General features: G+C 45.5%; 25 protein-coding genes. 13 read left to right on the top strand and 12 right to left on the bottom strand.

Annotated features, from left to right (window positions below):
- Positions 1–22 precede the first annotated feature (22 nt).
- On the bottom strand, positions 23–2,137 hold the full coding sequence (locus M0P91_RS03955; RefSeq protein ID WP_295064832.1) for a Tex-like N-terminal domain-containing protein: 2,115 nt from the start codon (positions 2,135–2,137) through the stop codon (positions 23–25).
- A gap of 95 nt (positions 2,138–2,232) precedes the next feature.
- A complete protein-coding gene (locus tag M0P91_RS03950; protein WP_295064830.1) occupies positions 2,233–2,493 on the bottom strand; it encodes a type II toxin-antitoxin system RelB/DinJ family antitoxin in 261 nt (86 codons plus the stop codon).
- 336 nt (positions 2,494–2,829) lie between these two features.
- Between M0P91_RS03950 and M0P91_RS03945 the strand changes: the two genes are divergently transcribed.
- Positions 2,830–4,005, top strand: coding sequence for a nucleotidyltransferase family protein (locus M0P91_RS03945; RefSeq protein WP_295064828.1), 1,176 nt, complete (start codon positions 2,830–2,832; stop codon positions 4,003–4,005).
- Positions 4,006–4,019: 14 nt separating this feature from the next.
- Here M0P91_RS03945 and M0P91_RS03940 read toward each other — a convergent pair whose 3' ends face one another.
- The 5 genes from M0P91_RS03940 to M0P91_RS03920 are packed head-to-tail and all read right to left on the bottom strand — an operon-like array spanning position 4,020 to position 8,183.
- Positions 4,020–4,301, bottom strand: coding sequence for a lasso peptide biosynthesis PqqD family chaperone (locus M0P91_RS03940; protein WP_295064826.1), 282 nt, complete (start codon positions 4,299–4,301; stop codon positions 4,020–4,022).
- 8 nt (positions 4,302–4,309) lie between these two features.
- Complete coding sequence (locus M0P91_RS03935; protein WP_295064824.1) at positions 4,310–5,164, bottom strand: sulfotransferase domain-containing protein; 855 nt, start codon at positions 5,162–5,164, stop codon at positions 4,310–4,312.
- The gene (locus tag M0P91_RS03930) at positions 5,161–6,072 is read right to left on the bottom strand and encodes a hypothetical protein (RefSeq protein WP_295064822.1); all 912 of its coding nucleotides are present in this window, start codon (positions 6,070–6,072) and stop codon (positions 5,161–5,163) included. The genes M0P91_RS03935 and M0P91_RS03930 overlap by 4 nt, the downstream gene beginning before the upstream one ends.
- Before the next feature lie 38 nt (positions 6,073–6,110).
- The gene (locus M0P91_RS03925) at positions 6,111–7,985 is read right to left on the bottom strand and encodes an asparagine synthase-related protein (RefSeq protein ID WP_295064820.1); all 1,875 of its coding nucleotides are present in this window, start codon (positions 7,983–7,985) and stop codon (positions 6,111–6,113) included.
- Between the two features lie 48 nt (positions 7,986–8,033).
- Entirely contained in the window at positions 8,034–8,183 is a 150-nt protein-coding gene (locus M0P91_RS03920; protein WP_295064818.1) for a hypothetical protein, read from the bottom strand.
- 275 nt (positions 8,184–8,458) lie between these two features.
- On the opposite strand from M0P91_RS03920, the gene M0P91_RS03915 reads away from it, so the two are divergent.
- Positions 8,459–8,941, top strand: a complete 483-nt coding sequence (locus M0P91_RS03915) for a lasso peptide biosynthesis B2 protein (protein WP_295064816.1) — start codon at positions 8,459–8,461, stop codon at positions 8,939–8,941.
- A 45-nt stretch (positions 8,942–8,986) separates the two neighbouring features.
- Here the strand turns inward: M0P91_RS03915 and M0P91_RS03910 are convergent, their stop codons facing one another.
- From M0P91_RS03910 to M0P91_RS03890, 5 genes are read right to left on the bottom strand one after another with little or no spacing between them, the layout of a single operon-like run.
- Positions 8,987–9,880, bottom strand: coding sequence for a hypothetical protein (locus M0P91_RS03910; protein WP_295064814.1), 894 nt, complete (start codon positions 9,878–9,880; stop codon positions 8,987–8,989).
- On the bottom strand, positions 9,880–11,772 hold the full coding sequence (locus tag M0P91_RS03905) for an asparagine synthase-related protein (protein WP_295064813.1): 1,893 nt from the start codon (positions 11,770–11,772) through the stop codon (positions 9,880–9,882). The genes M0P91_RS03910 and M0P91_RS03905 overlap by 1 nt, the downstream gene beginning before the upstream one ends.
- On the bottom strand, positions 11,769–13,004 hold the full coding sequence (locus M0P91_RS03900) for a sugar-transfer associated ATP-grasp domain-containing protein (protein ID WP_295064812.1): 1,236 nt from the start codon (positions 13,002–13,004) through the stop codon (positions 11,769–11,771). Before M0P91_RS03900 ends, M0P91_RS03905 begins: the two co-directional genes overlap by 4 nt.
- A gap of 16 nt (positions 13,005–13,020) precedes the next feature.
- Positions 13,021–13,890, bottom strand: coding sequence for a sulfotransferase domain-containing protein (locus M0P91_RS03895; RefSeq protein ID WP_295064811.1), 870 nt, complete (start codon positions 13,888–13,890; stop codon positions 13,021–13,023).
- The gene (locus M0P91_RS03890; protein ID WP_295064809.1) at positions 13,890–14,813 is read right to left on the bottom strand and encodes a hypothetical protein; all 924 of its coding nucleotides are present in this window, start codon (positions 14,811–14,813) and stop codon (positions 13,890–13,892) included. The genes M0P91_RS03895 and M0P91_RS03890 overlap by 1 nt, the downstream gene beginning before the upstream one ends.
- 148 nt (positions 14,814–14,961) lie before the next feature.
- Between M0P91_RS03890 and M0P91_RS03885 the strand changes: the two genes are divergently transcribed.
- The 11 genes from M0P91_RS03885 to M0P91_RS03835 all read left to right on the top strand — a co-directional run bounded on the left by M0P91_RS03885 (position 14,962) and on the right by M0P91_RS03835 (position 25,335).
- Positions 14,962–15,147: a hypothetical protein gene (locus M0P91_RS03885; RefSeq protein ID WP_295064807.1), complete on the top strand. Its 186-nt coding sequence runs from the start codon at positions 14,962–14,964 to the stop codon at positions 15,145–15,147.
- A gap of 97 nt (positions 15,148–15,244) precedes the next feature.
- A complete protein-coding gene (locus tag M0P91_RS03880) occupies positions 15,245–15,427 on the top strand; it encodes a hypothetical protein (protein ID WP_295064805.1) in 183 nt (60 codons plus the stop codon).
- 111 nt (positions 15,428–15,538) lie between these two features.
- The gene (locus M0P91_RS03875) at positions 15,539–15,817 is read left to right on the top strand and encodes a PqqD family peptide modification chaperone (protein ID WP_295064803.1); all 279 of its coding nucleotides are present in this window, start codon (positions 15,539–15,541) and stop codon (positions 15,815–15,817) included.
- 19 nt (positions 15,818–15,836) lie between these two features.
- Positions 15,837–16,328: a lasso peptide biosynthesis B2 protein gene (locus M0P91_RS03870; protein WP_295064801.1), complete on the top strand. Its 492-nt coding sequence runs from the start codon at positions 15,837–15,839 to the stop codon at positions 16,326–16,328.
- Positions 16,328–18,175 (top strand): ABC transporter ATP-binding protein, encoded by a 1,848-nt coding sequence (locus tag M0P91_RS03865; protein ID WP_295064799.1) that lies wholly within the window; start codon positions 16,328–16,330, stop codon positions 18,173–18,175. The genes M0P91_RS03870 and M0P91_RS03865 overlap by 1 nt, the downstream gene beginning before the upstream one ends.
- A 42-nt stretch (positions 18,176–18,217) precedes the next feature.
- Positions 18,218–18,643, top strand: a complete 426-nt coding sequence (locus tag M0P91_RS03860) for an Rrf2 family transcriptional regulator (RefSeq protein WP_295064797.1) — start codon at positions 18,218–18,220, stop codon at positions 18,641–18,643.
- Positions 18,644–18,772: 129 nt separating this feature from the next.
- Complete coding sequence (locus M0P91_RS03855; protein ID WP_295064795.1) at positions 18,773–20,071, top strand: CmpA/NrtA family ABC transporter substrate-binding protein; 1,299 nt, start codon at positions 18,773–18,775, stop codon at positions 20,069–20,071.
- A gap of 11 nt (positions 20,072–20,082) precedes the next feature.
- Positions 20,083–20,865 carry a nitrate ABC transporter permease gene (gene ntrB / locus M0P91_RS03850; RefSeq protein WP_295064768.1) on the top strand — a complete coding sequence of 261 codons (783 nt, stop codon included), beginning with the start codon at positions 20,083–20,085 and terminating at the stop codon, positions 20,863–20,865.
- Positions 20,862–21,662, top strand: a complete 801-nt coding sequence (locus M0P91_RS03845; protein ID WP_295064766.1) for an ABC transporter ATP-binding protein — start codon at positions 20,862–20,864, stop codon at positions 21,660–21,662. Before ntrB ends, M0P91_RS03845 begins: the two co-directional genes overlap by 4 nt.
- Positions 21,663–21,851: 189 nt before the next feature.
- Positions 21,852–23,759, top strand: a complete 1,908-nt coding sequence (locus tag M0P91_RS03840; RefSeq protein WP_295064764.1) for a ferredoxin--nitrite reductase — start codon at positions 21,852–21,854, stop codon at positions 23,757–23,759.
- Position 23,760: 1 nt separating this feature from the next.
- The gene (locus M0P91_RS03835; protein ID WP_295064761.1) at positions 23,761–25,335 is read left to right on the top strand and encodes a DmsC/YnfH family molybdoenzyme membrane anchor subunit; all 1,575 of its coding nucleotides are present in this window, start codon (positions 23,761–23,763) and stop codon (positions 25,333–25,335) included.
- The last annotated feature ends 82 nt before the right edge of the window (positions 25,336–25,417 follow it).

The raw sequence follows: 25,417 nt of genomic DNA, 5'->3' as shown, positions 1-25,417 counted from the left end.
ATAGTAAAAATTTCCTGATAATCTACACATCCCGCAAGCTCAATCCCACTTTCCCTTTTTGAACATCCACTTCGACAACGCGGATACGGCTGAGCTGCTGATTGACGCTCAGCACCTCCAGCGGGTGGGATATCCGTCTCTCCGACATCTGCGAGATATGGATCAGCCCGTCGTTTTTGAGGCCGATATCGACAAATGCCCCGAAATCGGCGATGTTGCGGACGACTCCCGAGACGATGGAGCCCTCACGGAGCTCTTTGATATCGGTGAGACCTGCGCGGAACATGATCGGCGGGAGGCTCTCACGGGGGTCAAATCCCGGTTTTTTGAGCTCGGTGATGATATCGGCCAGTGTTATCTCCCCGATCCCCAGTTCCTGAGCGATAGCGGGAATCTGATCTTTAGTGAGCGTCCCTACCTCGTAGCGTTTGAGAAGTTCCTGCGCCGCGCCGTAGCTTTCGGGGTGCACCCCCGTATTATCGAGGATATTTTTGCCCTCGCGTATCCGAAAAAATCCGGCGCACTGCTCGTACGCTTTGGCCCCCAGCCCTTTGACTTTGAGCAGCTCGCTTTTGCTTTTGAACGCGCCGTTGCTTTCACGATATTCGATCATCGCCTTCGCCAGCTTCGCCCCTACCCCGGCGACATAGGAGAGAAGCGATACCGACGCGCTGTTAGGATCGACCCCGATCCGGTTGACCAGATCTTCCGTCACCGCACCCAGCTGTTTTTCGAGGAGCTTTTGATCGACGTCGTGCTGATACTGCCCGATCCCCAGCGATTTGGGGTCGATCTTCACCAATGCCGCCATCGGATCACGCAGACGCTGAGCGATCGAGATGGCGCCGCGTATCGTCACATCGAGACTCGGATACTCCTCCTGCGCGATTTTCGAGGCCGAATAGACCGATGCCCCCGCTTCGGAGACGACGGTGTAGGCGAGATTCAGCCCCTCTTCTTTATTAACGCGGGCAAAAAACTCCTGCGTCTCGCGCGACGCGGTGCCGTTGCCGATCGCGACGGCGGTGATGGCGTAGCGCGAAGCGAACTCTTTAACCACTTTTGCCGATGCGGCATAATCGCTTTGCGGCGGGGTCGGATAGATCACCGCATGGGTCAGATAGGTGCCGTGTTCGTCGACGACGGCAAGTTTGCATCCGGTACGGTACGCCGGATCGGCCCCCAAAATCACCCGCTTGGTCACGGGTGGAGAACCCAACAGCTGGGTGAGGTTTTTCCCGAACGTCGCAATCGCCTGAGCGTCGGAGCGCTCTTTGATCGCCGCATGAATCTCCCGCTCCAATGAGGGGAACAGCAGCCGCTTGAACCCGTCGAGATACGCTTCGAGGAGAAGTTCGCGGCTGCTTGAAGCGTGCTGCGGAATCCGAAACCGCTTGATCGCCGTTTCGACCCGTTCCATCTCCACGCCGATTTTAACGCTCAGCTCTTTTTCGGCCACCCCGCGCATCATCGCGAGGTAACGGTGAGAGGGGATGGAGGAGATCCGCTCCGCTTTGCCCGCGAGCTTCGCATACAACCCCTCCTCTTTGAGCCCTTTGCCCCCCTTGATCTCAAACGAAGAGTATTCAAAAAGCTGACGACGCCAGTGTTCCCGCTCTTTCGCATCATCACTGTAGCGTTCCGCGACAATGTCCTGAGCCCCCTTGATCGCCGCATCGGCTGTGGCAACCGATCCTTTGACGAACTCGGCCGCTTTGCGTCTAAACTCGCCGCTCTCCAATCTCGCACTCTGCAAGATATCGGCCAGTGGCTCCAATCCTGCCGCGATTGCCGCGCTCGCACGGGTATTTTTTTTCTCCTTGAACGGACGGTAGATGTCTTCGAGTACCTGAAGGCTCTGCGCCGCATCGATGAGGCTTTGCAGTTGGGAGGTCATATGCCCCCGCTCGCCGATCAAACGCGCGATCTCCTCTTTACGCTCCAACAGCTTTTTGGAGTAGCCGTACACGGTGTCAAATTCTCTCAGCTGCTCATCGGTAGCCCCCCCTGTCATCTCTTTGCGATAGCGGGCGATAAAGGGGATCGTCGACCCTTCTTCGAGGAGGCGCAGGATACTGGCGACATTTTTGGACGATAGTCCGGTCTTTTGGGTGAGAAGTTCGATAAGTGGGGTCATAAGGTTCCTAAAATAGTTTTAAATCAGAGGGGATTAGTTAAATAGTTGTGAATGTGACCCGATACGTGTTAACTTAAAACATCTTTTGAAAGGTTTTAGTTCGAAACAGCTGCACGTTCGCTCTTTAGCGCATCGAGAGTCGTGAATTCACCTTTGAGCTCTTTGGCTTCCTTCATCGCGGCAAGCGTCTTTTTGTTCGGGATTTTGGCATCAAAAGGGAGACCGTGGTTGAGGACGACCATACGGTTAAATATATTGATTGCCTGCGCATAGCTCATACCGACAAACTCCAATATCTCACGGGCTTGCTTGTAATCCTCTTCTTCGAGGCGTATGGTGGTTTGCATCTTTGGCATAACGGCTCCTTTTTGAACAATTATATCCCATTTGGGATGCACAAGTCAAATAATTTTTACAATATTTTATTTCTATTTACTGATGTTATACCAAACTTTATTAACTAGGCATACTCTCGTCATTCCGTGCTACGACACGGAATCTAATGCAAGAGATGGATCCCGTATCAAGTACGGGATGACAAAATGCGTATGTACAGTTAAAGATAGACGGTATTACACACATTAGGGACAAGTCTCCCTACAACCCCAAAAACAAGCGAAAATTGATTTTAGGCAAAAAGAATCTCTTCTTCACTATAATAAAAATATTTTAATACCTAATGGAATCGTTTAATGCAGTATCTTCCTCACCTGTTTTCTCATGAAACACTCTTAATACTATATTGTTGTCAAAATCAAACAACCAATAAAGAGGAGGAATTTATTCGTGATACTGCCCTTCGTATTCATAACTGGGATGATTTTATAGCTCTGACTCTTGATCATCGCGTCCTCCCCATCGTTTATTTGAAGCTTTCGGAAATTGCTTCGGATATTATCGATGCGGATATCATGGAGCGCTTCAAAAAACGCTATACAAAAACCGTCGTCACCAATATGAAAATGAGTGGTGAACTTGTCCGTTTGATTAATCTACTAAACACTCATGCAATCGATTCCCTCCCTTTCAAAGGGCCGATACTGGCAGATACCGCTTATGGGGGGATCAACTTTCGCCAATGCGTCGATCTTGATATTTTCGTCAAAAAAGAAGATTTTCCCCGTATCTCGAAGCTCCTGATACGAGAGGGGTATACCACCGACATCCCATTGATTTATACGCAAAACAGCGCTTTTCTAAAGCGGGTGTGTGACTGGGGTTTTAGAAATCAACACAATCAGGTATATACGGAGATCCATTGGAACCTTTTTCCCGACTGGTTTTCACGGGATATAAACCGCCTTGACGTCTGGAAAGAACGCCGTACGGTGACACTGCACAATACCCCCATGACAACCATGGGGAATGAAGATCTCCTCCTCTATTTATGCATGCATGGAACCAAACATATCTGGATGCGCTTGCGATGGATCATGGACGTAGACCGGTTTGTACGAAAAGTCAATGATCTTGATTGGGATGCAATAGAGGGTAAAGCTGAACGTGTCGGAGGCAAAACGATGTTGCTGCTTGGCCTCTCCCTCTCCCAGACTCTATTTTCTACACCGCTTCCTAAATCTATTCAGTTTCAAATTGAGTCTCATAAAAAAATACCGATTCTCTCCCAAAGCGTCTGGAAAATTTTCAATAACCGAAATCTTATTGAAAATCGGAACCATGAGATATATTTTTCCATACACTTACATCATTCGCTTTTATTAAAACTTAGAGCTTTAATGGTCATGTTTTATCCCTCATTACCGGATATCCGATTGATCCACCTTCCAACACATTTACAGCCACTCTATTACCTGATCCGACCCTTTCGCCTTCTCTACAAATACGGCAAAATGATTATACGACGCTAGTCAGAGGGGGCAGATCACGAAATTTCGACAAGCCCCGCTTTATAAATCGTCTCCATAAACGCGATTACATCGCGCAAGCACTCCTCTTCGCTGACGTCGAAGCGCCCACACAATGTGGCGCATACGGTTTCAATACTGGTCGGTGTCTCAAACGACTCCCAGATGCTTTTGCCGATTTTATCCATCCCGTAGTACGAGCTGTTTTCGATACTCATCATCGCCAGCCCCTCATCCATCTCGGAGGAGAGAAATCCCTCTTTTTTGGTAATAATCGAATTTTTGGTTATTTCTGTCATACTTTTTCCTAATATACGAGTTGGTTGTTTTCATCTAGGTAACCGTATTTTATCATTGTTTCACGGTGATATTCGACGAGGGTATCGATCTGCTCTTGCGTGAGTTCTTCCCGGTAGGAACCGACTTGCCCTTTTCGGAAAAAAGATGCTGCTTTAGTCGGTTTTTCTTTGAACCCTTTTTCCTTTTCCTGTTGTTTAAGGGTATCAAAACTCGAAAAACGGACCGCTTTTTCCAGACGATCTTCATCGATTTCGAAACCCATAAATTTAAGCATTTCTCGAAACGATCCGTGTGGGTTGGCTTTCATATCCTCATAGCGCATTAGATGAACACGAAGAGGCGATTCCATCCAGCTCTTAACATGTCCTGACCAGGATAAAAACAACTGAGGAAGCTGCTTTTTAAAATCACTATCGCTGTTAGAAGCTATAAATGTTTCATCACAAAGAGAGTGGATTGCTTTATCGATAGTCGATGCGGAATGTTGTGCGTAAGAGACGGCAACGTCAAGTGGATTGCGGAGGATATAGATTACCCCTTTGGTAACGCTTTTCGGTATAAGCGGAATATTATTTCGATTAAGGATATAGGCATCATGGATCTTCATGTACAAGTCACCACTGCTTTTTTTAACCATCTCTTCATACATATAAGGCTGATACAGTTTGATCTGTCCCTCATCAAGATCGGACGAGGAGAGCCCAATGTACTCGTCAAAATAGTTGCGGTTACACGCAATCTCATTATTGATGGTGTTAATATTGACCGGAGCCTCGCCATTGTTGAGATAATTGTCTAAAAATGCGCGGGTCCAGGTATTGCCTGATTTTGGGTAGGAAGCGAGCCAATAGATACCGTTCATGCACTAAAATCCGCTTCCAGTGTATCCAAAAGCAGTGCAAGGGAGTTTTTGCAATCGGAACGCTTAATGCGCTTAATAATACTCTGTTTTGCTGCAAGTGTTCCAATGGTAAAATGGTTCTGTTTATGGTGAAGGTTTTCAGCGTAAACTTTACGGTAGACGTTACGAAATAGTATTTGTAGTTTCTCCATGCTATTTACCTCTTCGAGTTCAATATCCACAGCCAATCGTGTCGGAACGATTTGATAAACCGCCGCAAGCTCAAGCGGAGTATTACAAAAGTATTCTTTGGTAGAGAGGTAGAATTTATCGAATGTAGGTCTTATCCGAGGTAAATTATCCGTATTTTTTCCTAGAATATCAGCACTTTTTTGCCACAATTTAGCATTGGGATAACTCGGTAAGATCATCACTTTTTTCGACGACTCGTCGTAATAAAGAGCAATCGCATCATCGGACATTTTCTGATACCCTCGCTCGATAAATCCTTGTATCGTCGTGCTTTTTCCGACACCTGAAGGTCCGGTAAAGAGGATAGCTCCTTTGGGTGTCGCAATGGCGCTGGCATGAATTAGCAGATACCCTCTTTGATTCATCAGAGCACCGATAGCCGACCCTAATAAAAAAAGTCTAAGCTCTTGTTCCGGTACATCCGGGAGCGGATCAATGATAATCTCATTTCCGTTTCGTATCAGGTAGTTCCCAACTTCCTGAATTTTTAATAAAAACATATCATTGGTCGCCTCGAAAATCGGCCCTGCATTAAGCGGTGCTTCCAAATGATCGGGGACTTTTCCGTACCGTACCGTTATTTTTGGGAAAAACGCACTCTGGGCATCCCCTTCCAACAATTCCGGACATTCAAACGGGGCGGTAATGGAGAGTTGAAATATTTGATACAAAAACATGGGTCCCTTTTAGTATACGTTACAATAGGTGGGAAAATTTATGCCGTCATTTTTTTATGCTGATTTAAAAATTCCATAGTCACAACCGTTCTCAGGATAAAATGGAGCTGTTTAAAACTCGATTTTTTTTGCTTAACCTGATCGAGATCATATAAAAGCCTTGATTTGTCAAAAATCTCTTCCTCACACAAATCGGTGCTGAACGATCTGATAATCGACTCAATCTCAGGAATATCTGCTTGTATCCTCTCCATCATATCGGCGCTTTGTTTTCCGTTTCGCTTATCAAAAAGAACCTTTTCGGGCAACAGATCTTTCATCATCCGTTTTAAAAGCTGTTTTGATTCCCCGCTCTCGTTGATAAAAACTTCATTCGGCATCTGCAATATAAATTCAACGATCCTTTTATCAGCCGTAGGATCGCTGTACTCAAAACCGAAATGATAGGCGAATAGAGCTCCGGTGGTTAATTGCGGTGTATAACCGATTTTAAGCAGTTCTAACTGCATCTCTCTCGGAGGAAGTAAAAAATTTATAAAATTCATACGTCTCCTTTGCCGAAGTTTTTCTTGTAAGTTGACCTTTTTTGCAAACTCCGTACTTAAATAGCAGTGACTTTTCCAATCGTCATTATAAAATAAAGCTTGAACAAGCGGTTTGATATATCCGTATATCAGCGGATTATAGAGTTTATGCCTGAATACAGCTTTTATCCCGTATCTCTTCAGCAGTTGGCGCGCGTTTAACCCCTGCTCATAGCCTCTCCATGAAATCGTTCCATTTCCCATCTGCCCGTTCATCAAAACACCGAAATTTCCCTCTCTCACTTGGGTCATTAGATCCATCAGCCAGTATGCGTTCGAAGCGATAGGTATCGGCTCATCTGCAATTTGTAATAAATTACGTATCCCTTCCAGTGGGGTTAGCCCAGCAGAATCAAAGTAGTGCGGAATAATATTGCCGTTATGAGAAACCGTTGCTTCGATATTAGGGCGTTCGTCTCCGAATGTGTATGCGCTTCTCGTATCGTTATGGATATCAAAAAAAGGGACATGACTGAAGGTATGAAGTTTTGCCCCCTCCTGTTTTAGCAATTCACTCGCCATCACCGATACGCTTCCACTGTCCAAACCGCCACTAAGTGTCGAGGCAACAGGTTTTTTACTCCGTAAGCGGCAGCGAACCGCTTCGGTAAAAATTGCTTTTAGCTCTACAGCTGCATCTTCGGCGCGGATATCACGACGAACGGGTAACTTTTCCGGAAACCAGTACCGCTCTTTGTGATATTTCGCAGTATCTACCCACATCCGATGTGCAGGGCCAAGAAGCTTGATGGCTTTATAAACCGTCGCGTCTTTCTCTCCGGCTTTAAGCGATCCTTCACGTTCGATGATTTTCTCAAGATTAAGGGTTTTCGGAACATGTTCGGATTTTAACAGCGGTTTTATAATATTGGAAAATATAACGGTATCGGAATCGATATAGTAGTACAAAGCGGTTGCTGCAAAAGGATCTTGCGCCAAAAAAAGTTTCTCTTCTTGAAAATCGTAGGCGGCTAAGGACCAATTTCCCAGCATCATGTTCGGTGTTTCTTCCCGAAATTTGAGGAACATATGGAATATCAGCATTTCATCACTGATGATGTCATCACTCTCCTCTTTTAGATCAAGGAGTTGAAACAATTCAGAGCGATTATCGATCTTCCCCTGCGTTGCGAAGAGAATCCCTTCTTCTTCACAATAAAACGGCATTTCACTGCCGTAGGTATGTAAAGAGCTAAAAGCAGCGTTACGGTGAAAAACTTCTCTATGCGAATAGTGTACAACTCTTTGCGCCGCTTCGTATAGGGTATCAATCTCACTTTTTTTGACGCTATCGCCCTGCCGTTTTACAATGCCGATTAATACACTCATCCCACTCCGTTATTCAAAAATCTAACCCCTATGCCAGCACTGAACGGCTTAGCTTAATGTGGACGTACCTGCCCCATCGTCTCCAGGGCTAAGTAGATTTTCCGTCTTTTCAACCCCGATTACTTCGAACTCCGGTCTATTCCATGACTCTTTCACCGTTTCCGATGATTTTTTTACTGTTTCCTGAACTTCAACCATTTTATACCCCTTCAGATTATCAAAATTTTGTGTAGTTTACTCAAAAAATATGATACTGTCAAATTCAAGTCCGTTTTTATCAAATGGACTGCGGCTAACAACCTGATCTCACTTCCTAAAATAGTTTTCTCTGTTCCGGCTCAGGAAAATAGTGTTACTATCACAAAAATATCTTTAGGTGGGCCAAGATCCACGATACATCAAAAGGAAAAAACAGAGAATGAATCTCCGCCCTATAACCGTATTTTCATCAAACAACAGGATATGCAGCCTTAATGACTATCAATCTTATAACACTTCTAAAACGTAAATTAATGGTGTGGCACGCTCTCCCTCTTGCACAGAAAGCCCTCTTTTTCGAAGCGGCCTACTTTCTGGGCATTGCCCGCCTCATGGTAGCATTTATCCCCTTCAAACGTATCGCCCCCACCCTCGGGACACTGATCGATAAGAACGATCTTCCGAAAGAAACAGTGACGGATACAAGAGCGATTCATATTGCGCATGCGATTGCGCTAGCGGTGCGCTATACCCCCTGGGAGAGTGTCTGCCTCCCTCAAGCAATCGCGGCACAACGGATGCTTCGTCGCAGGGGGCTAGAATGGAACCTCTATCTTGGAGTGGCGCGCGACGAAGAGGGTTCGGGGCTCAAAGCCCATGCATGGCTTCGAAACGGCACAGTAATCCTCTGCGGCGCTGCAGGGCACCGAAATTTTACCGTTGTCTCCGTATTCTCCTCGATCCATAAGGCTCGTTAATGTCTCAAGTATCTACCCTCTCCAAACTTCGTATTGTGAGCAACATCATTTCTTTACCTTGACGTCTTCTATAATACGTTCGATTAGCTCTTGTAGCTTAAATCCACGTTCCGGTCTTGTTACCCGCACCACGCGAATCTTTTGAGCTATGCGCGCGCAATTAGCTAAGTGTGCCTTTTGTGTTTGAGGCGCTTTAACATATCCTAAACGATATGTCTGATTTCTAATGATTGGCATTTTATGCAAACCGTACACTTCTTCAAATAAAAACTCCTCTTTATCATGGGTGTGTAATACATAAATAGTATTTACTGGGAGTGCTATTTTACAAAATCCAGCTTCAATAGGGTAGTTATATTTAGAAATCTGAAGACGAATACGTTCTAAGTCAGAGGTGTTAATTGCCATTTGGTCAGCACTATCTTTCCAAAGTTTAATTTGCGGGTAACTTGGGAGTACTCGATTTTGAGAGTCTATGACCGCTAAATCATCCGCCAAAATCTCATAACCTCTTTGATAAAAAGCTGCTGCCAAAGTAGATTTCCCTTTGCCAGATGCTCCAACAAAAATAATGCTCTTATCTCCTATACGAATAGCATTTCCATGTAAAATCAACTGATTACGTTGGTGCATTATCGCCCCTATACATGAACCTAAAATATATAAACATACACTTTGCATATCAGCTGCTTGCTCTGGCTCTACAATCACTTCCATACCATCAGTAACTAAAAAACGAGCAATATCTGGCACTTGCAACCATAAAGTATTTGATGTTAATTGTAAATTCTCTTTGATAAAACTTGCTTCCGCAAGACCATGAGTATCTACTTTCCCTAGTTTAATTTTTACATCAGCAGATACAGTCTGAGTTTCTGCCAATCTTGGCAATTTCAACTCACTTTTTATTATCAGACCAAAAGCACTGTAATAAAACACTAAGACTCTCCTACTTGAATATTTTGTTGGATAAAATATTGAAAGTTATCTTGATATACTTGAAATTGATTCACCATAAACCTTGCATGTGGATTTTGATCCTCAAGAGGTGAAGTGTGACAATACGTTTCCAATAAAGAGGAATTCAAGATATCGTGAAGATATTGTTTTTCAATTGTGCCCAATGTACCGAAAAGTTCTCTGTTTGGGTGATCTACATCCGCCTTCATTCGCCACTGAATCCGCTCTGTGGTAAACCCTTCTAATATTTTTCGAAAATGATACCTTTCTACCCCATTATGTATTTTCAAATGTGAGGGCAAGTTATAGGTAAACTCGACCAAAGGCACATCGAGCATTGGGAAGCGATACTCCAGACGATACATGCGTGCACTCAATTCAGAATCGATTAAACGGTGTTCTAAACCAATTTCAAACAGTTCACGCTGATGGTGGGCTTTGACAGAGTTACGTCTATAGTTATCTGTAAATGCTTTTAATTTTGTTTTGCATTGATAACGATGTATATAATCTTTTTTTAAAAAGCTATGTCTACTTCTTTGCCATAAAGCTTGTTCAAGACCTCCGCGTTTTCTCTCTTTCCATCTGGAAAGTGTAGGAAAAAGATGTTTAATAAACAGAAGTGCTAAAGCTCTTATAGCCTTTGGTCCTCTTCCGCGCCGATTTTTATCGTGAAGAAACGTATACAGTTCTCTCCATTTTAGTTGAATAAAAAGTTCACTTTCATAAAAATCACCATAAGTAGAAACACAATGATCTCCTCCCCAGCCAGAGAGCAATACACGAGCACCTTGTTGGTATGTCAGTTTACAATGTAATAGCCAACCACCTCTGAATGCAAAAACACCACCAATATTCTCGATATACTTTTTTTTATCCTCTTGAAAAGATGTTTCACTTGTCCAAATAGGATGTAAATTATCGTGCATCGCTAACATAGCAAAAATATCTTGATATGTTTTCCCCCAAACTTTTTTTGTTTCATTGGTTAACTCAACACACGAATACGACAAAGTATGGATTTTATCATGTGGTTTCATTTGTGCAGCATATCCGGCAATACCGTTAGAATCTAAGCCTTCACTTAATTCGCAGGCTAAAGGAAATTCACTTTGCAAACGAACCGAAACTGCATTGTGAAAACGCTTCTTTAACTCAAACAACAACGCATCATCACTTAGATTTTCCCACTGCACATCATCATCTAAGTGCCAATAAGCTTCCATAGTAAAAGAGTCTGCATTCACTTCCATACAATGTCCTGCCGGTAAAACTTCTAGACCTTTATACGCTGTTTCAACAGGAGTTGGTCCCAAGTTCCATATAAGATCAACCAACCAACTCTCTTTGAGACTCTTCTTTAACCAATCGGAAGTAAAAAAAGCATTGGGTTCATTAGAGATCATGATCCCTTTTTCAGTACGACTAAAAAGCAAAACTTTCACACCGAAATGATCTCTGGCACAAAAAACTGTTTGTCGCGATTCATCCCAGATAATAAACGCAAAATCACCTAGCAAATATTTAGGAGACTCTTTTCCCCAATACTGATATGCTTTTAAAATGAGTTGCCCATCAGGCAGTGAATTTGCTTCTTCTGCGAGACCTAACTGTTTTATCAAAACAGAGCGATTATCCAAACGAGCATTGGCTGTGATTATATCCCCCGTTTGTGTATCTTTATAAGCTTGATCCTGATAGGATAATGCTGTATTAAACAAACTCGCTTTTGCAAGATGGCAACTCTCTTGATGATTACTCACTTGGCTATAAGCATCTGGCTGCCAATAGTCTGAAGCAGCAAGCATCTTTTGAACTATCTCTCTATTATTTGACTCTTCAAATCGATAACAACAATGGATTGTACTCAAATCTTTTCACCTTCTATTTTTTGATAATAAGGCATTAAATCAGGCCCATTCATTTGATGCACTTCTACTCCCCAATTGATATTTCCCTCGATAAGCATAACACCCTTAGGGGTAATCGCTAAGTCCCAGCCGATACTCACTAAATCTGGGAATGAATTGTGCGCCTCTTTCGCAACTTTTACAACCTCTTGCCAATACACAATAGATTGACCGCTTAACTGTTTTAACTCTTCAACCCTCTTCTCTTTGGTAGTGCGATTAGGCTCTTTTAGTTCACCAAGAACACCATGTTGGATATCAACGCTAACAGCATGCACTCGGTTAGAATAAGAATCTACAGGAAGTTCCAATACAGCTGAAATGGCAGTAGCTCTATTTTTGAGTAAAACTGTTATCAAACGGATAGTTATAAGCACATCAAATGGAGAAAAAAGTTGTAAATCAGGATGATTTTTCAACAAGGGTTGCATCAAATAATCTTGTTGCACTACTAAAGTAGTGATAAATTCAAGAATTTCTTTCTTCGAATAAAGAATTTGTATTTCAGAAGTTTCCAATATATACGTATCACATAAACTATCATATTCTAGTTTATAACACCCTTCCTTACGACTTCCGCGCAATGGTTTTAAAAAATGTGAAGTTTGATTAAAAAGTTTTTCTTCTGAGATTTCACTCGCTTTTGTTAACACAACACCTGAAATTGCCGGTAGGTTTCGTTGCACCATCTCCTGTGCAAAAAGTGCTTTATCTGTTAAAAGTTGTATGGTTCTTGGAGTAACATCAGGCGAGAATGTTCTATGCCAATGTGGTAGCTCATGCGTATAGATAAAGTCGAACCACTCTAAAGCAGTGTAGTTATAAAGCTGATAAGCGTAATAAAAACGCGGTGGAGTCGTATATAAAAAAGTCAACCGCCATAAATCAAACAGCTGCCTGGAACGTGAAACTCCAATTTTTTGGGATAGAATAGGACTAGACTTATGCCATACACTCCAAAGATACTTCCACCCGTAAAAACACAACCAAAGCGTATAACTGCAAAAAGCGATGAGCCACCATACTGTTCTAGGTAAATTTGACCAAGCTTCTAAAAAAACTTTTTTATGTAAACCTATAGAAGGGTTTTGATTAGGTAGTAAATATCGCCAGCTTAAAACCGCATGAGGTACTTGTCGCTTCAATACTAGTCGTACAAACTGATGCCAACGCTTTAAAGTGCGTCCTAACATAAAACAACTTGTATACTCACTTTAAATTACCCTCTTTATCAAGATAGTCCAACTCCAGCATGAGTTCCGAATGCTCTTTTACAATTGTCTCGATCTGGGTTTGACTCAGAGTATTTTTCCAATCTCCGACTATACCTTTACGGAAAAAACTTTTCGCTTGAGCAGGGCGTTCTTTAAAAGGATTTTGCGCTTCTTGTTCTTGCAGTTTTTCAATGCGACATTTTTCGATAGCATCGGAAACAGACTTTTCATCATTAGGCAGTTTTAAAAAAGTTGCAATTTGAGTAAAGGTTTCTAAAGGCTTAGCTTTCATATCTTCATAACGTACCAACAATTTTGGAACAGGCGCTTCCATCCAACTACGATTATACTGTGACCAGCTCCAGAGCCATTGTCTGAGCTGATTGTGAAGTTTATTCGATTTACCGCAAAAACAAAACTTTGTTTTTGCCATATCGTCAATCGCTTTATCGATTGAACACTGACTATGATGTGCAAATGAGATAGAGACATCCAGGGGATTGCGTACTATAATCAAAGCACCGGCAGTCGCTTCTTTAGGAAAGAGTGGTATTTCTTGTTGTTCATCGACATAACTAAACGCATCGTGTGTTTTATGATACTCATACTCTTGTGCCTGATCAGACAACCAGCGATATGCCATAGGGCGTAAACGGTCGATTTCATCATGACTTAGTTCATTTATATCGAAGTCAAAAGCTTTTTGTATCCAAGCTCGCGAACTGGCTATCGCACCGGTATTAAACTCATTAATATCTACCGGCTGAGAATCTTCATTGAGTAAATTTGCGATAAAGGCTCTTGTCCATGTATTACCAGACTTGGGATAAGAAGCCAGCCAAAAAAGTTTTGGATTTCCTTGCATTACTTTTCCCCCTTATCTATAAGCTCTTTGTGTCTCATATCTTCTTCTACCAAACGCATTAACTCGTCAATTTGAAATCCATAGTTTGGATAGCTAACACGCACGACAGCTGCTTGATTTGCCAATTGTGATAGGCGTTTTAAATCTCTGCTTTGCATACCGAACACTTCACTAAAGTCGCTGCGATAGATATGATTTTTTATAGGTTGAAACTTTTCCATCCCTTTTAAAGTTTTAAATATAAAGCTCTCTTGGTTGTGAGAACTTAAAAGGTAAAGAGCTTTAACAGGTAATGCACGCGGACAAAAAGCTTCTTGAATCGGCAGGGAAATCTTAGCGATTTGCGGACGCACTTGTTTTAACTCTTCGACACTCAATCCTAGTTTTTTCATCGAGTCCGGCCATAGCTTTAGTTGCGCATAGGCAGGTTGAAGTTTTAGCGTTTCATCAACTACAGCCAATCCATCGCTAAACACCTGATACCCTTGTCGATAAAATGCAGCGGTCAATGTTGACTTTCCATCACCAGTATGCCCCATAAAAAGTGCACTACCCTCACCAACACGAATGCCGCTTCCTTGCAAAACAAGTTCACCTCGCTGATGCATGATTGCACCAAAGCATGAATCTAGCAAAAACACTCTTATACTCTCTTCATCTGCATTTGGCATAGGCTCAACCACAATCTCCCGCCCATTTGCTATATAAAAACGAGCTACATCGGGGAGATAAAACCAAAGTTCTTGTGGTGCTATTTGGCTAAGAGGTTTTATACGCGCAGGTGACTCAAGACCTTGAGCGCAAACGGAAGCAACTTTAACCTCAATATCAAATATTTGAGGAACGGTTTGCTTCATTTCAACCATAGGCATAAGTGATAACTCACTTTTAATATTTAGACCAAAGCAATGGTAGTAATACATTTTTTCACCGTATCTTATATTTATTAAAAAAGTTTATCTATCATATAATTGTATCAAAAAAACAATCAATATTTTATGATTTTAAGCAAAGAATAGAATATTTAGTAGTAGTATTACATAGGATTAATATTTTAAACAAGGAGTCTTCATGATTGAAAACAATACACAACAAACGTCTGCACGCTTAGATGAGTCAAATGAACTACACAGTAGTCTAAACAGAGCTAAAAAGCCTTATATGAAACCTGAATTAGTTTCTCTTTCGGGAAATGGAACTGAGACTAAAGCTATAACTTCGCCGAATGAGTCTTCGCCTGCGATTGGACCATCTTAATTCAACACCATTGTATGCAGAAAGTAATTTCTATGATACATCTTTTTTAGTCATCTTGGACCAAGATGAACATTAACTATTTCTAAAAAGGATCTTCATGATTGAAAACAATACACAACAAACGCCTGTACGCTTAGATGAGTCAAATGAATTACACAGCAGTCTAAACAGAGCTAAAAAGCCTTATATGAAACCTGAATTAGTTTCTCTTTCGGGAATCGGTACTGAGGGGAAAATGGGGCAGACTTCGGAACCAAGTTCATTTTTTGGACCATCATAACTCAACACCATTGTATGCAGAAAGTAATTTCTATATACATCTTTTTTAGTCATCTTGGTCCAAGATGAGCATTATTGAATTTCAAAACGAAATATACAATCAGGATAAAAAGTGATAGCTAACCCAAATCAAAAGCTACAAAGAAACAGTGAAATCATCGAAGCAGATATTGACAACGAAAAAGTGATGATGAGTATAGAAAATGGCTCTTACTATGGGATGAATCCTGTTGCTAGTTATGTTTGGACACTTTTAGAGACGCCGCATAGCCTAAAAGAGCTAGTAGAACAGACAACACAAGAGTTTGAAGTAAGCCTCCAAGAGTGTCAGCAGGATATTGAACCTTTTTTACAACAACTCATAGAGAAAAAAATGCTCAATTTTCTCTAAGCTACCAAATATTAACTACTTGAAAAAGCTTCTCCATAAACTCAAAACACTATGGCATCTCACATGGCGCCAAAAGTTGTGGTTTGTGAGTTTTTATCCTCTAAGCGGTTTTATTCGCTTTTGTATTTTAACCTTACCTTTTAAAGTTATCAGCAGATGGCTTGGAAAGCATTTTTCAAACAATCAGCTGTCTGTATTGGTGTCTGAATCACAAATGCAGCGTGCACGTGAGATAGGTAGTCTCATTGCAATTTTTGAAAAATATACGCCATGGAAAACCAATTGCCTTGTTCAAGCAATTTTATGTCGGATTCTTCTAGGCTATTATCACATCCCTTATATTATTTATTTAGGCACCTTTATGACGAAAGACCAAAATGAACCTATGAAAGCTCACGCATGGGTAAGTGTCGGTTCAAAAGTCATTGCCGGTAGAGGTTACCAAAAATTTGTTATTGTCAGTAGCTTCACCTCTTGTAACTATTTTCAAAAAATGGGGCCGACAAATTGATGTCTCAATTATCTACACTTTCCAAACTTCGTGATGCTCTTGCACAATTTTCCGCTCAGATCCCTTATCTCTCTCGTACCGGCAGGCTGATTTGGAATGCGTCGGGATGGTGGTCCTTTTTTTGGATGGTTTTGCTGATACTGCAGGGGATCATCCCCACGGTAATTGTCTATCTGATGGCCCCGCTGATCGACGGTATTACTGCAGCCATGGGTGAACACAAGAGTTGGGAGAGTCTGCAACCCATTTTACCTACCATTTCGCTGATGGTATTTTTAATGGTACTTAACGAGCTACTGGGTACGATTACCAAATGGATACGTACGGTTCAAAGCGAACTCATCGGTGAGAGTATTTATGATCAGATCCACTCCAAGGCTCTCTCGCTGGATATGAGTTTTTTTGATTCTCCTGAATATTATGACAAACTCCATCGTGCCCGTATCGATGCGATGAACCGTCCGTTAGCCCTGCTGGAAAATATTGGCAATCTTACCCGTTCAGGCATTACACTCCTTGGAATGCTAATACTGCTATTGCCCTATGCATGGTGGCTACCGCTGCTGCTGTTGATCGGGACATTTCCTGCTTTGCTCCTTGTCATCCGCCACACGATCCGTTTCCATCACTGGCGCACCAAAAATACTGTAACGGTACGAAAAACCAATTATTACGATTTGATACTTACTCAACAATCATCTGCCGCCGAGATTCGTCTTTTTAAGCTCGGAAACTATTTTAAAAATCAATTTACCCTCCTTAAAACCAAACTGCGCACCGAACATATCAAATTAATCCGTGATGAAGTGGTCTCTGAGGTTTTTGTAGTCATGCTCGGACTTGCCGTCGTAGCCGGGGCGATGGGATGGATGCTTATGCAGGCATTAGAGGGTAAGGCTTCAATGGGGGATTTGGTCTTATTTTATCAGGCATTTGTTCAAGGGCAAAAAATGATGAAAACACTGCTGCGCGATATCGGGGAAGTGTATAAAAACATTACCTTTTTGGAAAATTTGTTTGATTTTTTCGATATCCGACCCAAACTTCTTGAATCCAACCAAACCCTTGTATCTCCCCAATTTCTAACCGATGGAATTCGGTTCGAGAATGTATCTTTCCGCTATCCCCATACACAACGGTGGGCTCTTCGCCATTTTTCACTGACCATTCCGGCCGGAAAAACCGTCGCCATCGTAGGGACGAACGGAGCGGGTAAAAGTACCCTTATCAAACTTCTCAACCGCTTCTACGATCCGCAAGAGGGACGGATAACACTGGATAAAACCGATTTTAAAGAACTCTCTCCCGATATGCTGCACCGGTACACCACCGTGCTGTTTCAAGAACCGGTCAAATACGAAGCAACCGCCGCGCAAAATATCGCCCTAGGGGATATGAGCCGTGAACCTCTTCAGGAGGAAATTGAGAAGGCAGCCTACCAAGGGGGATCTGATGGGCCGATATCCCGGCTGAAACAGGGATATGCAACCCGATTGGGCAGACAGTTCGGCGGGGAAGATCTCAGTACGGGAGAGTGGCAGAGGATTGCTCTCTCTCGGGCATTTTTCCGGCAAGCCCCTTTTATTATCCTCGATGAACCCACCAGCGCTATGGATTCCTGGGCGGAAAACGACTGGCTCCAACGCTTTATGAAACTGGCCAAAGATAAAACCGCCGTCGTGATCACCCATCGTTTCACCACCGCCATGAAAGCCGATATCATCCACCTGATGGATCAGGGGAGAGTGATAGAGTCCGGCACTCACGAATCATTGATGGCTCTTGATGGCAAATACGCCCAATCATGGAAACAGCAGATACAACTGAGCGCTTTTGATTTGAAATAGAGTACGCTACAATTTCCCATCTCGATACTCAAAGGTATTTCTATGCTCTCCTCCGCTTGCCAAGATACGATTCGTGCCGCCGTATGGCTCTCGACCAAACCCGTCGGCGAATTTCATCGGATACAAGAGATCAGCGAAGCACTCGATTTACCGTTTCATTTTATGGCCAAATCGCTCCAGAAACTGGTCCATGCCGGTATTTTAACCTCGATGCGCGGAGCGGCCGGCGGAGTCACATTGGCCAAACCCTCTTCTGATATCACCCTCCTCTCCATTATCACGGCCGTTGACGGCACCGCCTTTTTTGATGCCTGTGTACTGGGGATCGGCGATTGCGAAGCCGAAACTCCCTGTGCACTGCACGCGCAATGGGATATCTGGCGCCAGGAGATGCACGAAATGTACTCCGCCATGCGTCTGAGCGAAATCACCGATGACGTACTGCTGCGCAAAATCAAACGCCTCTAATCCCTCTTCTGACAATTTTTTTTCCGTAAACAACAGACTGATTATTTTTTAATCATTTATCTGTACATATTATCCGTTTTTTCCCCTACAATTATTCCAGATAAAAAAATCTGATTAAGGAGCTTTCATATGAAAGGTTTGAACGTATTAGGAAAAAGTGCATTGATGTTGTCAATGGCTGCGGTTATGGCTATGGCCGCTCCGGAGAAAAAAGATCTGAAAATCGGGTTTATCCCCCTCACCGACTGTGCGGCGCTGGTGATCGCCAAGGAAAAAGGGTTCTTCGCCAAACACGGCCTCAATGTCGAACTGAGCAAAGAGGCCTCATGGGCCAACGTCCGTGACAAAATGACGGTCGGAGAACTCGATGCATCCCATATGCTCGCCGCAATGCCGATCGCATCCACCCTGGGAGTGGGCAGTACCCAAAAAGATATGGTGGCCCTCATGGCACTCGGTCAAAACGGCGATGCGATTACCGTATCGAACAAAATGTTTGATGCAATGATGGCGGCCGATCCGGCATCCACCAAAGCCGGAAGCGCCGTTGCCCTCAAAAAAGTGATCGCCTCCAAAACGATGGGGGTTCCGGAATTCGGGATGACCTTCCCGACAGGTACGCACAACTACCACCTCCGCTTCTGGATGGCGGCGGGGGGAGTCGATCCCGATACCGATGTCGCCCTCAAAGTGGTCCCGCCGCCGCAGATGGTGGCCAACATGACCGCCGGAAACATCGACGGATTTTGCGTCGGTGAGCCGTGGAACCAGCGCGCCGTGATGGGGAATATCGGAAAAACACTGATTACCGGCTATCAGCTGTGGGAAAACGGGCCGGAAAAAGTGCTCGGCGTTCAAAAAGAGTTTGCCGATAAATACCCCGAAACGACCAAAGAGATGATCAAGGCGGTCATCGAGGCGGGAATGTGGCTCGACGCGTCGTGGGAAAACCGCAAAGAGGCCTCCGCGATCCTCTCGGCCAAATCGTACGTCAACGCCCCCAAAGACGTCATCGACAACTCGATGACGGGAACCTACATGTTCACCAACGGCGTTAATACGCCGATGCCGCACTTCAATGTGTTCGGCAAAAAACAGGCCCTCTATCCGTACTACACCCACGGAATGTGGCAAGTGACCCAGATGGTCCGTTGGGGACAGATTGAGAAGCCTATCGATATGAAAAAAGCGGTCGAGAGCGTCTACCGTCCCGACCTATTTGCCAAAGCGGCCAAAGAGGTGAACTATACCCTTCCTCCGACCGGATGGAAGATTGAGGGAAAAGCGGCCGGGAATAAATTTATCGACGGATCGATATTCGACCCGAACAAAGCGGTTGACTACATTTACAACGCACCGATCAAACATCCGAAAATCACCAAAGAAGCACTCCTCAAAGTGAATCATTGGAAAATATCCGCTAAGTAAAAGGAGAAACGATGGTTTCGAAATATGTGAATCCGGTATTGCTTCCTCTCCTGTTGCTGGGGGTCATTATCGCACTGTGGTCGTATATCGCTGTCTTAATCCCCGGCTTTCCGACACCGGGTGAAGTATGGAGCGAATTACTTGTCGTCCTCTCCGATCCGATATATGACAACGGAGCGGGGGATCAGGGGATCGCCCTGCAACTGGGCAATTCGCTCGCACGGGTGTTCGGGGGATTTGCCCTCGCCATCGCCGTGGGGGTTCCGGCGGGATTGTTGATCGGGATGTCCAAAAATGCCTATGCGGCAATGAATCCCTATATCCAGATACTAAAGCCCGTATCTCCGCTGGCGTGGCTGCCGCTGGCGCTGTTCGTCTTTAAAGAGGTCAATACGACGGCGATTTTCGTCATCTTCGTCACCTCGATCTGGCCGATCATCATCAACACGGCGCTGGGAGTACGTAGTGTCAGCGAGGATTATTTGAATGTGGCGAAAGTGTTGCAGCTCAGCCCGTTTGAGAGAGTGTTTCAGATTATCCTCCCTGTCGCCGTCCCCTTTATCTTTACGGGGATGCGCCTCTCACTGGGGATCGCATGGCTCGTTATCGTAGCGGCGGAGATGCTCACCGGCGGTGTGGGGATCGGATTTTGGATTTGGGATGAGTACAACAATCTCAACTATTCCCATATTATTATCGGGATCATCCTCATCGGGGTTATCGGGTATATCCTCGATGCCCTGATGGGTCTGATCGCCGATTTCTTTGATTACCGTAAGCGAGGCAGAGTATGAGTGCAAAACCCTTTTTGAAAATCGATCACGTCGATAAAATCTTCCCCCTCGGCGGGGGAAAAGAGTACGTTGCGTTGCGCGACGTGCAGCTCGATATCCGTCAAAACGAGATTGTCTCGATCATCGGCCACTCCGGATGCGGTAAATCGACCATCTTGAATTTGATTGCGGGTCTCGATTCGATCACCAACGGGACGATCCTCCTCGAAGACAAACATATCTTAGCTCCCGGACCGGAGCGGGCGGTGGTGTTTCAAAACCATTCGCTCCTGCCGTGGCTGAGTGCCTATCAAAACATCGAAATGGCCGTTAAAAAAGTGCTGGGTGAAGAGCTCAGCAACAGCGAAATCCGCGATCATGTGATGAAATACATCCAGATGGTCAACCTCGACCACGCCAAGGACAAATACCCCGGCGAGATCAGCGGGGGGATGAAACAGCGCGTCGGGATCGCCCGTGCCCTCTCGATCCAGCCCAAAGTGCTGTTGATGGATGAACCGTTCGGCGCTCTCGATTCACTCACCCGGGCGAATCTGCAAGACCACCTGATGCGGATTCAGATGCAAACGGGGAACACCGTCATCATCATCACCCACGATGTGGACGAAGCGGTGCTCCTGAGCGACCGCGTTATCATGATGACCAACGGCCCCGAAGCGACGATCGGCGAGATTCTGGAGGTTAATCTCCCCCGTCCGCGTAACCGTCTGGAGCTTCAGCACAACCCCGAGTACCTCCGGTGCCGCGAAGCGATCATCGAATTTTTGTACTCCAAATTTGCCAAAGAAGACGAATAATTTCCGATTCTATTGTCCGTAGGGGTGATTGGATTCAAAGACTCTCGTTATGGAATCCATCACAACGGCCGGACATACCCATTTTAATCATCACCAAACTGATTAAAATATAATCATATTTTTTGAATTCTCCACTCAAATTTAGACTATTATTATCAAGATAAAAAAGTCCTAATAAAGGAAACCATCATGACCTCGCTCTTGCAAGCCAATGAAGCGCGCAGCGCAAAGCGGCACAAAACCGAATCCATCAAGGACACTTTTAATGCGCAGGAAGCATGGGACCGGCTGATCGGTTATTCCAAAAGCGGTTATGCCTCCATCACCGATGAGGACAAAGATTTCGTCCTCAAAAGTTTCGGCGTCTTTGACCGTCCCGCTACTCCGGAACGGTTCATGATCCGAGTCCGGATTGCCGGCGGGGCACTGAGTGTAGAGCAAGCGTTGGCGCTCGCCTACATCGCTACCAAATTCGGTCAGGACGTTATCGATATCACTACCCGCATGCAGATTCAATTGCGTTATCTACGGATCGAAGATTTGCCCGAAGCATTGAAACTTCTCGAAAATGTCGGCCTTACCGGCTACCAGACGGGGGTCGACAACTTCCGCAATATCCTCCTCGATCCGCTAGACGCTCTGGCCATGGACGCTATCATCCCCTGCCGTCCTATCATGGAAGAGATCCAATCGATTTTTTTGAAAAAAAATGAATGGCTCACCACCCTCCCTCGTAAATTCAATATCGGGATCAACGGCTCCCTTAGCAATCGCTGTAATATCTTCGGACAGGATTTTGCCCTCGCCCTTGCCGAAAAAAACGGGGTTTACGGCTTTAACCTCTATCTGGGGGGGCGTGTCGGCCATTTGGCCCAAAACGCCGATATCTTCGTAACCCCCGGCGAAGCGGCAGAAGTGTTCACCGCCGTCGCCCATCTGTTCAAAATCTACGGATTTCGTGACAACCGCAACAAAAATCGTCTTAAATTTTTGATCGATGCGGTGGGGATGGAAGTATTTCGCAAAGCGATCGAAGAACAACTCGGCCGTACCCTTCCCACGTGCGGAGTGACCCTCTGTACACTGGAGGGGGGGGACCATAGCGGTAAAATTGCCCTTAAAGACGGTTCGTATGCCCTCTATGCCGCCGTCCCATCAGGAGTATTCAGCGGCAGCGATCTCCTCGAAGCGGCACGCATTGCCCAATCCCAAGAGGGAGCACTTCGCCTCACTGTCGAACAAAATGTGATCATTACCGGAATACGGGATGAAAGCAAAGCGCTGCAATCCCCCCTTTTTGCAAAATACCCCAACCGCCCCTCCCCCTATATGGCCAATCTCATCGCGTGTGCCGGGACCGAACACTGCCCGTTTGGCGTCATCCCCAACAAACCCGACGCAATCCGTATGGGCGAATACCTCTCCCGTGAAGTGCCGCTCTCGGATGCGAAAATGCGCTTTTACTGGTCCGCCTGCATCAAGGGGTGCGGTATCCACGGTGCCGGTGATCTGGGTTTTGTCGGGTGCAAAGTCCCCCGCAACGGCAAAACGGTACTTGGGGTCGATATCTTCATCGGCGGCAGTTTAACCCATGAGGGGGAGGAGGGGAAACTTCTGCTTAAGGGAATCGTTCTCGAAGAGGCACCCCAATTCGTCGCCGAACTGATGCGCGAATTTGCCCTTCTCCGGCGTCCTCATGAGAGTCTGGAAACATTCATTGTACGGCTGCGTGCGCGCTACAGCAATCATGCTATCGGATTTCTCATGCGCTGGAACCGTCTCACCCGTTTAGAGAAGCACGAGACGCTTCTTCATTTCAATCTTCACTCCCACGGCGGAAACCATAAAGAGAGCGATGAGATTTTTGCCTACGGCTCCGATGTGATCCATACCCTCATCCAAAAGCGGCCGTATGAAGTCGAAGATCCGTTTGTCGAGGGAAAAAAAGGGTTTACATTCGCTAAAAATGAGCTAACACCCGACTATGCCGCCTACGCCCCGATTATTGAAAAGATGGTCGAGCCAAATCCCCTTAAACGGTTTCAGGTCTTTACTGAGATCGTCACGGAGCTGAACGCTTTAAGCAGCGGTGAATAAAATGTCCGAGATCTCCCCAACCCCCCTTGAAAGCTTTATCGGCTACAAAGCCCAGACCGGAATGCAGTGCGGCAACTATTCGATCGACATACCGCCGCTTCAAGAGGGGGAACAATACCGCTTTCACTTCGACGCGACGGCCTGCGTCGGCTGCCGCTGCTGCGAGGTGGCCTGCAACGAGCAGAACAACAACCCCTCCGATCTTAAATGGCGCCGCGTCGGCGAGATGGAGGGGGGGAGTTTTCCCGATACACTGCTCCTCTTTAACTCCATGAGCTGCAACCACTGTGTTGACCCCGCCTGCCTGATCGGCTGCCCCACCAACAGCTACGTCAAATTCGATAACGGAATCGTCTTTCACGACGATCCCAGCTGCATCGGCTGCCAGTACTGCACATGGAACTGCCCCTACGGTGTCCCCACCTATCACGCCGAGCGCCACATCGTCACCAAATGCCATATGTGCCATGAACGTCTGGCCATCGGTCAAAGCCCCGCCTGCGTTCAGGCGTGCCCTTCGGGAGCCATCGAAATCGAAGCGGTCAATGTTGCGGAGTGGAAAGAGAGCGCCATCGATGAGCAAGGAAACATGCCCCACCTTCCCGATGCCCGTCTCACCCATTCCACGACCCGTTTCACGCTGCCCGAAAATATCCCCGAAACGATGGCCAAAGCCGATGAACACCACCTCAAACCCGCCCACGGCGAATTGCCGCTGGTGTTTATGACGGTATTGACTCAAATGTCGCTGGGGGCGTTCGGAGCATTGGGAATCGGCGATTTTCTCTCCCTGTTCGGGTTTTTTGAGCCGGATTGGATGCTGGCGGCTCTCGTGATGCTCCCCGCAGCGCTGGGGCTTCCCCTCTCGGCGCTCCATCTGGGACGGCCTCTTAAAGCGATGTCGGCGATGAAAAACCTCCGCACCAGCTGGCTCAGCCGTGAAGCGGCGGCATTGGGTGCTTTTACAGGATTGATGAGTCTTAACGTCGCCCTCTACTTTTTTGAGGTTGCGACACCGATACGTCTCGTTTTTGAAGCCATCACGCTACTTATCGGTCTCTACGGCATCCATGCGCAGGCGATGATCTACCGTATCCCTGCCCGCCCCTCATGGAACAGAGAGAGTACCAACCGAAAGTTTTTTTCAACCGCCTACAGCGGACTGTTTTTGGTCGCTCTTGCCCTTCTTGGTATGGGATCAAGTGCTTCGGCAATGCCGTTGCTCACTCTGGCGATGATTTTAGCCGTAACGCATGGCTTTTTTACGTTTGACGCACACAATGAACTCAAAAGTTCATCGATACCGCAGTTGCAAAAAACGCTTCGGTTGTACCGCGAACGTTTCTCGGCACTCCAAACGCTCCGATGGGGTATGTTTGCCGTGGGGGCCTTTGCGTTGCCGCTCCTTACTATGCTCTTCATCGTTTCAGGGTTGAATCTAGCATCCCTGCTCACGCTGGGGATCGCCCTTATCCTTTTAATGCTCAGCGAGCTTATGGATCGCTTTTTATTTTACACGACCGTCGTCCCCCTCTCCATGGCAGGGGGATTTTTTGTCGGGACACAACGTCATTAAAACGCCATCGGAGCAATACCCGAGGGGGCACGCCGAGCCCCGATGGCTACGCTAGCCGCTATGGCACTAAAGCTTGCCTCAT

Source organism: Sulfuricurvum sp., assembly GCF_023229695.1.
Lineage (GTDB): Bacteria > Campylobacterota > Campylobacteria > Campylobacterales > Sulfurimonadaceae > Sulfuricurvum.
The sequence above is the reverse complement of the archived record's forward strand: the minus strand, read 5'-3'. Positions and strand labels throughout refer to the sequence as shown.

Coding starts and splice junctions, on each gene's coding strand:
- M0P91_RS03890 (WP_295064809.1), bottom strand. CDS start 14,813: ATGTATTACTACCATTGCTTTGGTCTAAATATTAAAAGTGAGTTATCA.
- M0P91_RS03855 (WP_295064795.1), top strand. CDS start 18,773: ATGAAAGGTTTGAACGTATTAGGAAAAAGTGCATTGATGTTGTCAATG.
- M0P91_RS03950 (WP_295064830.1), bottom strand. CDS start 2,493: ATGCCAAAGATGCAAACCACCATACGCCTCGAAGAAGAGGATTACAAG.
- M0P91_RS03840 (WP_295064764.1), top strand. CDS start 21,852: ATGACCTCGCTCTTGCAAGCCAATGAAGCGCGCAGCGCAAAGCGGCAC.
- M0P91_RS03835 (WP_295064761.1), top strand. CDS start 23,761: ATGTCCGAGATCTCCCCAACCCCCCTTGAAAGCTTTATCGGCTACAAA.
- M0P91_RS03940 (WP_295064826.1), bottom strand. CDS start 4,301: ATGACAGAAATAACCAAAAATTCGATTATTACCAAAAAAGAGGGATTT.
- M0P91_RS03955 (WP_295064832.1), bottom strand. CDS start 2,137: ATGACCCCACTTATCGAACTTCTCACCCAAAAGACCGGACTATCGTCC.
- M0P91_RS03930 (WP_295064822.1), bottom strand. CDS start 6,072: ATGTTTTTGTATCAAATATTTCAACTCTCCATTACCGCCCCGTTTGAA.
- M0P91_RS03945 (WP_295064828.1), top strand. CDS start 2,830: ATGCAGTATCTTCCTCACCTGTTTTCTCATGAAACACTCTTAATACTA.
- M0P91_RS03925 (WP_295064820.1), bottom strand. CDS start 7,985: ATGAGTGTATTAATCGGCATTGTAAAACGGCAGGGCGATAGCGTCAAA.
- M0P91_RS03865 (WP_295064799.1), top strand. CDS start 16,328: ATGTCTCAATTATCTACACTTTCCAAACTTCGTGATGCTCTTGCACAA.
- M0P91_RS03900 (WP_295064812.1), bottom strand. CDS start 13,004: ATGTTAGGACGCACTTTAAAGCGTTGGCATCAGTTTGTACGACTAGTA.
- ntrB (WP_295064768.1), top strand. CDS start 20,083: ATGGTTTCGAAATATGTGAATCCGGTATTGCTTCCTCTCCTGTTGCTG.
- M0P91_RS03895 (WP_295064811.1), bottom strand. CDS start 13,890: ATGCAAGGAAATCCAAAACTTTTTTGGCTGGCTTCTTATCCCAAGTCT.
- M0P91_RS03935 (WP_295064824.1), bottom strand. CDS start 5,164: ATGAACGGTATCTATTGGCTCGCTTCCTACCCAAAATCAGGCAATACC.
- M0P91_RS03880 (WP_295064805.1), top strand. CDS start 15,245: ATGATTGAAAACAATACACAACAAACGCCTGTACGCTTAGATGAGTCA.
- M0P91_RS03860 (WP_295064797.1), top strand. CDS start 18,218: ATGCTCTCCTCCGCTTGCCAAGATACGATTCGTGCCGCCGTATGGCTC.
- M0P91_RS03915 (WP_295064816.1), top strand. CDS start 8,459: ATGACTATCAATCTTATAACACTTCTAAAACGTAAATTAATGGTGTGG.
- M0P91_RS03885 (WP_295064807.1), top strand. CDS start 14,962: ATGATTGAAAACAATACACAACAAACGTCTGCACGCTTAGATGAGTCA.
- M0P91_RS03920 (WP_295064818.1), bottom strand. CDS start 8,183: ATGGTTGAAGTTCAGGAAACAGTAAAAAAATCATCGGAAACGGTGAAA.
- M0P91_RS03845 (WP_295064766.1), top strand. CDS start 20,862: ATGAGTGCAAAACCCTTTTTGAAAATCGATCACGTCGATAAAATCTTC.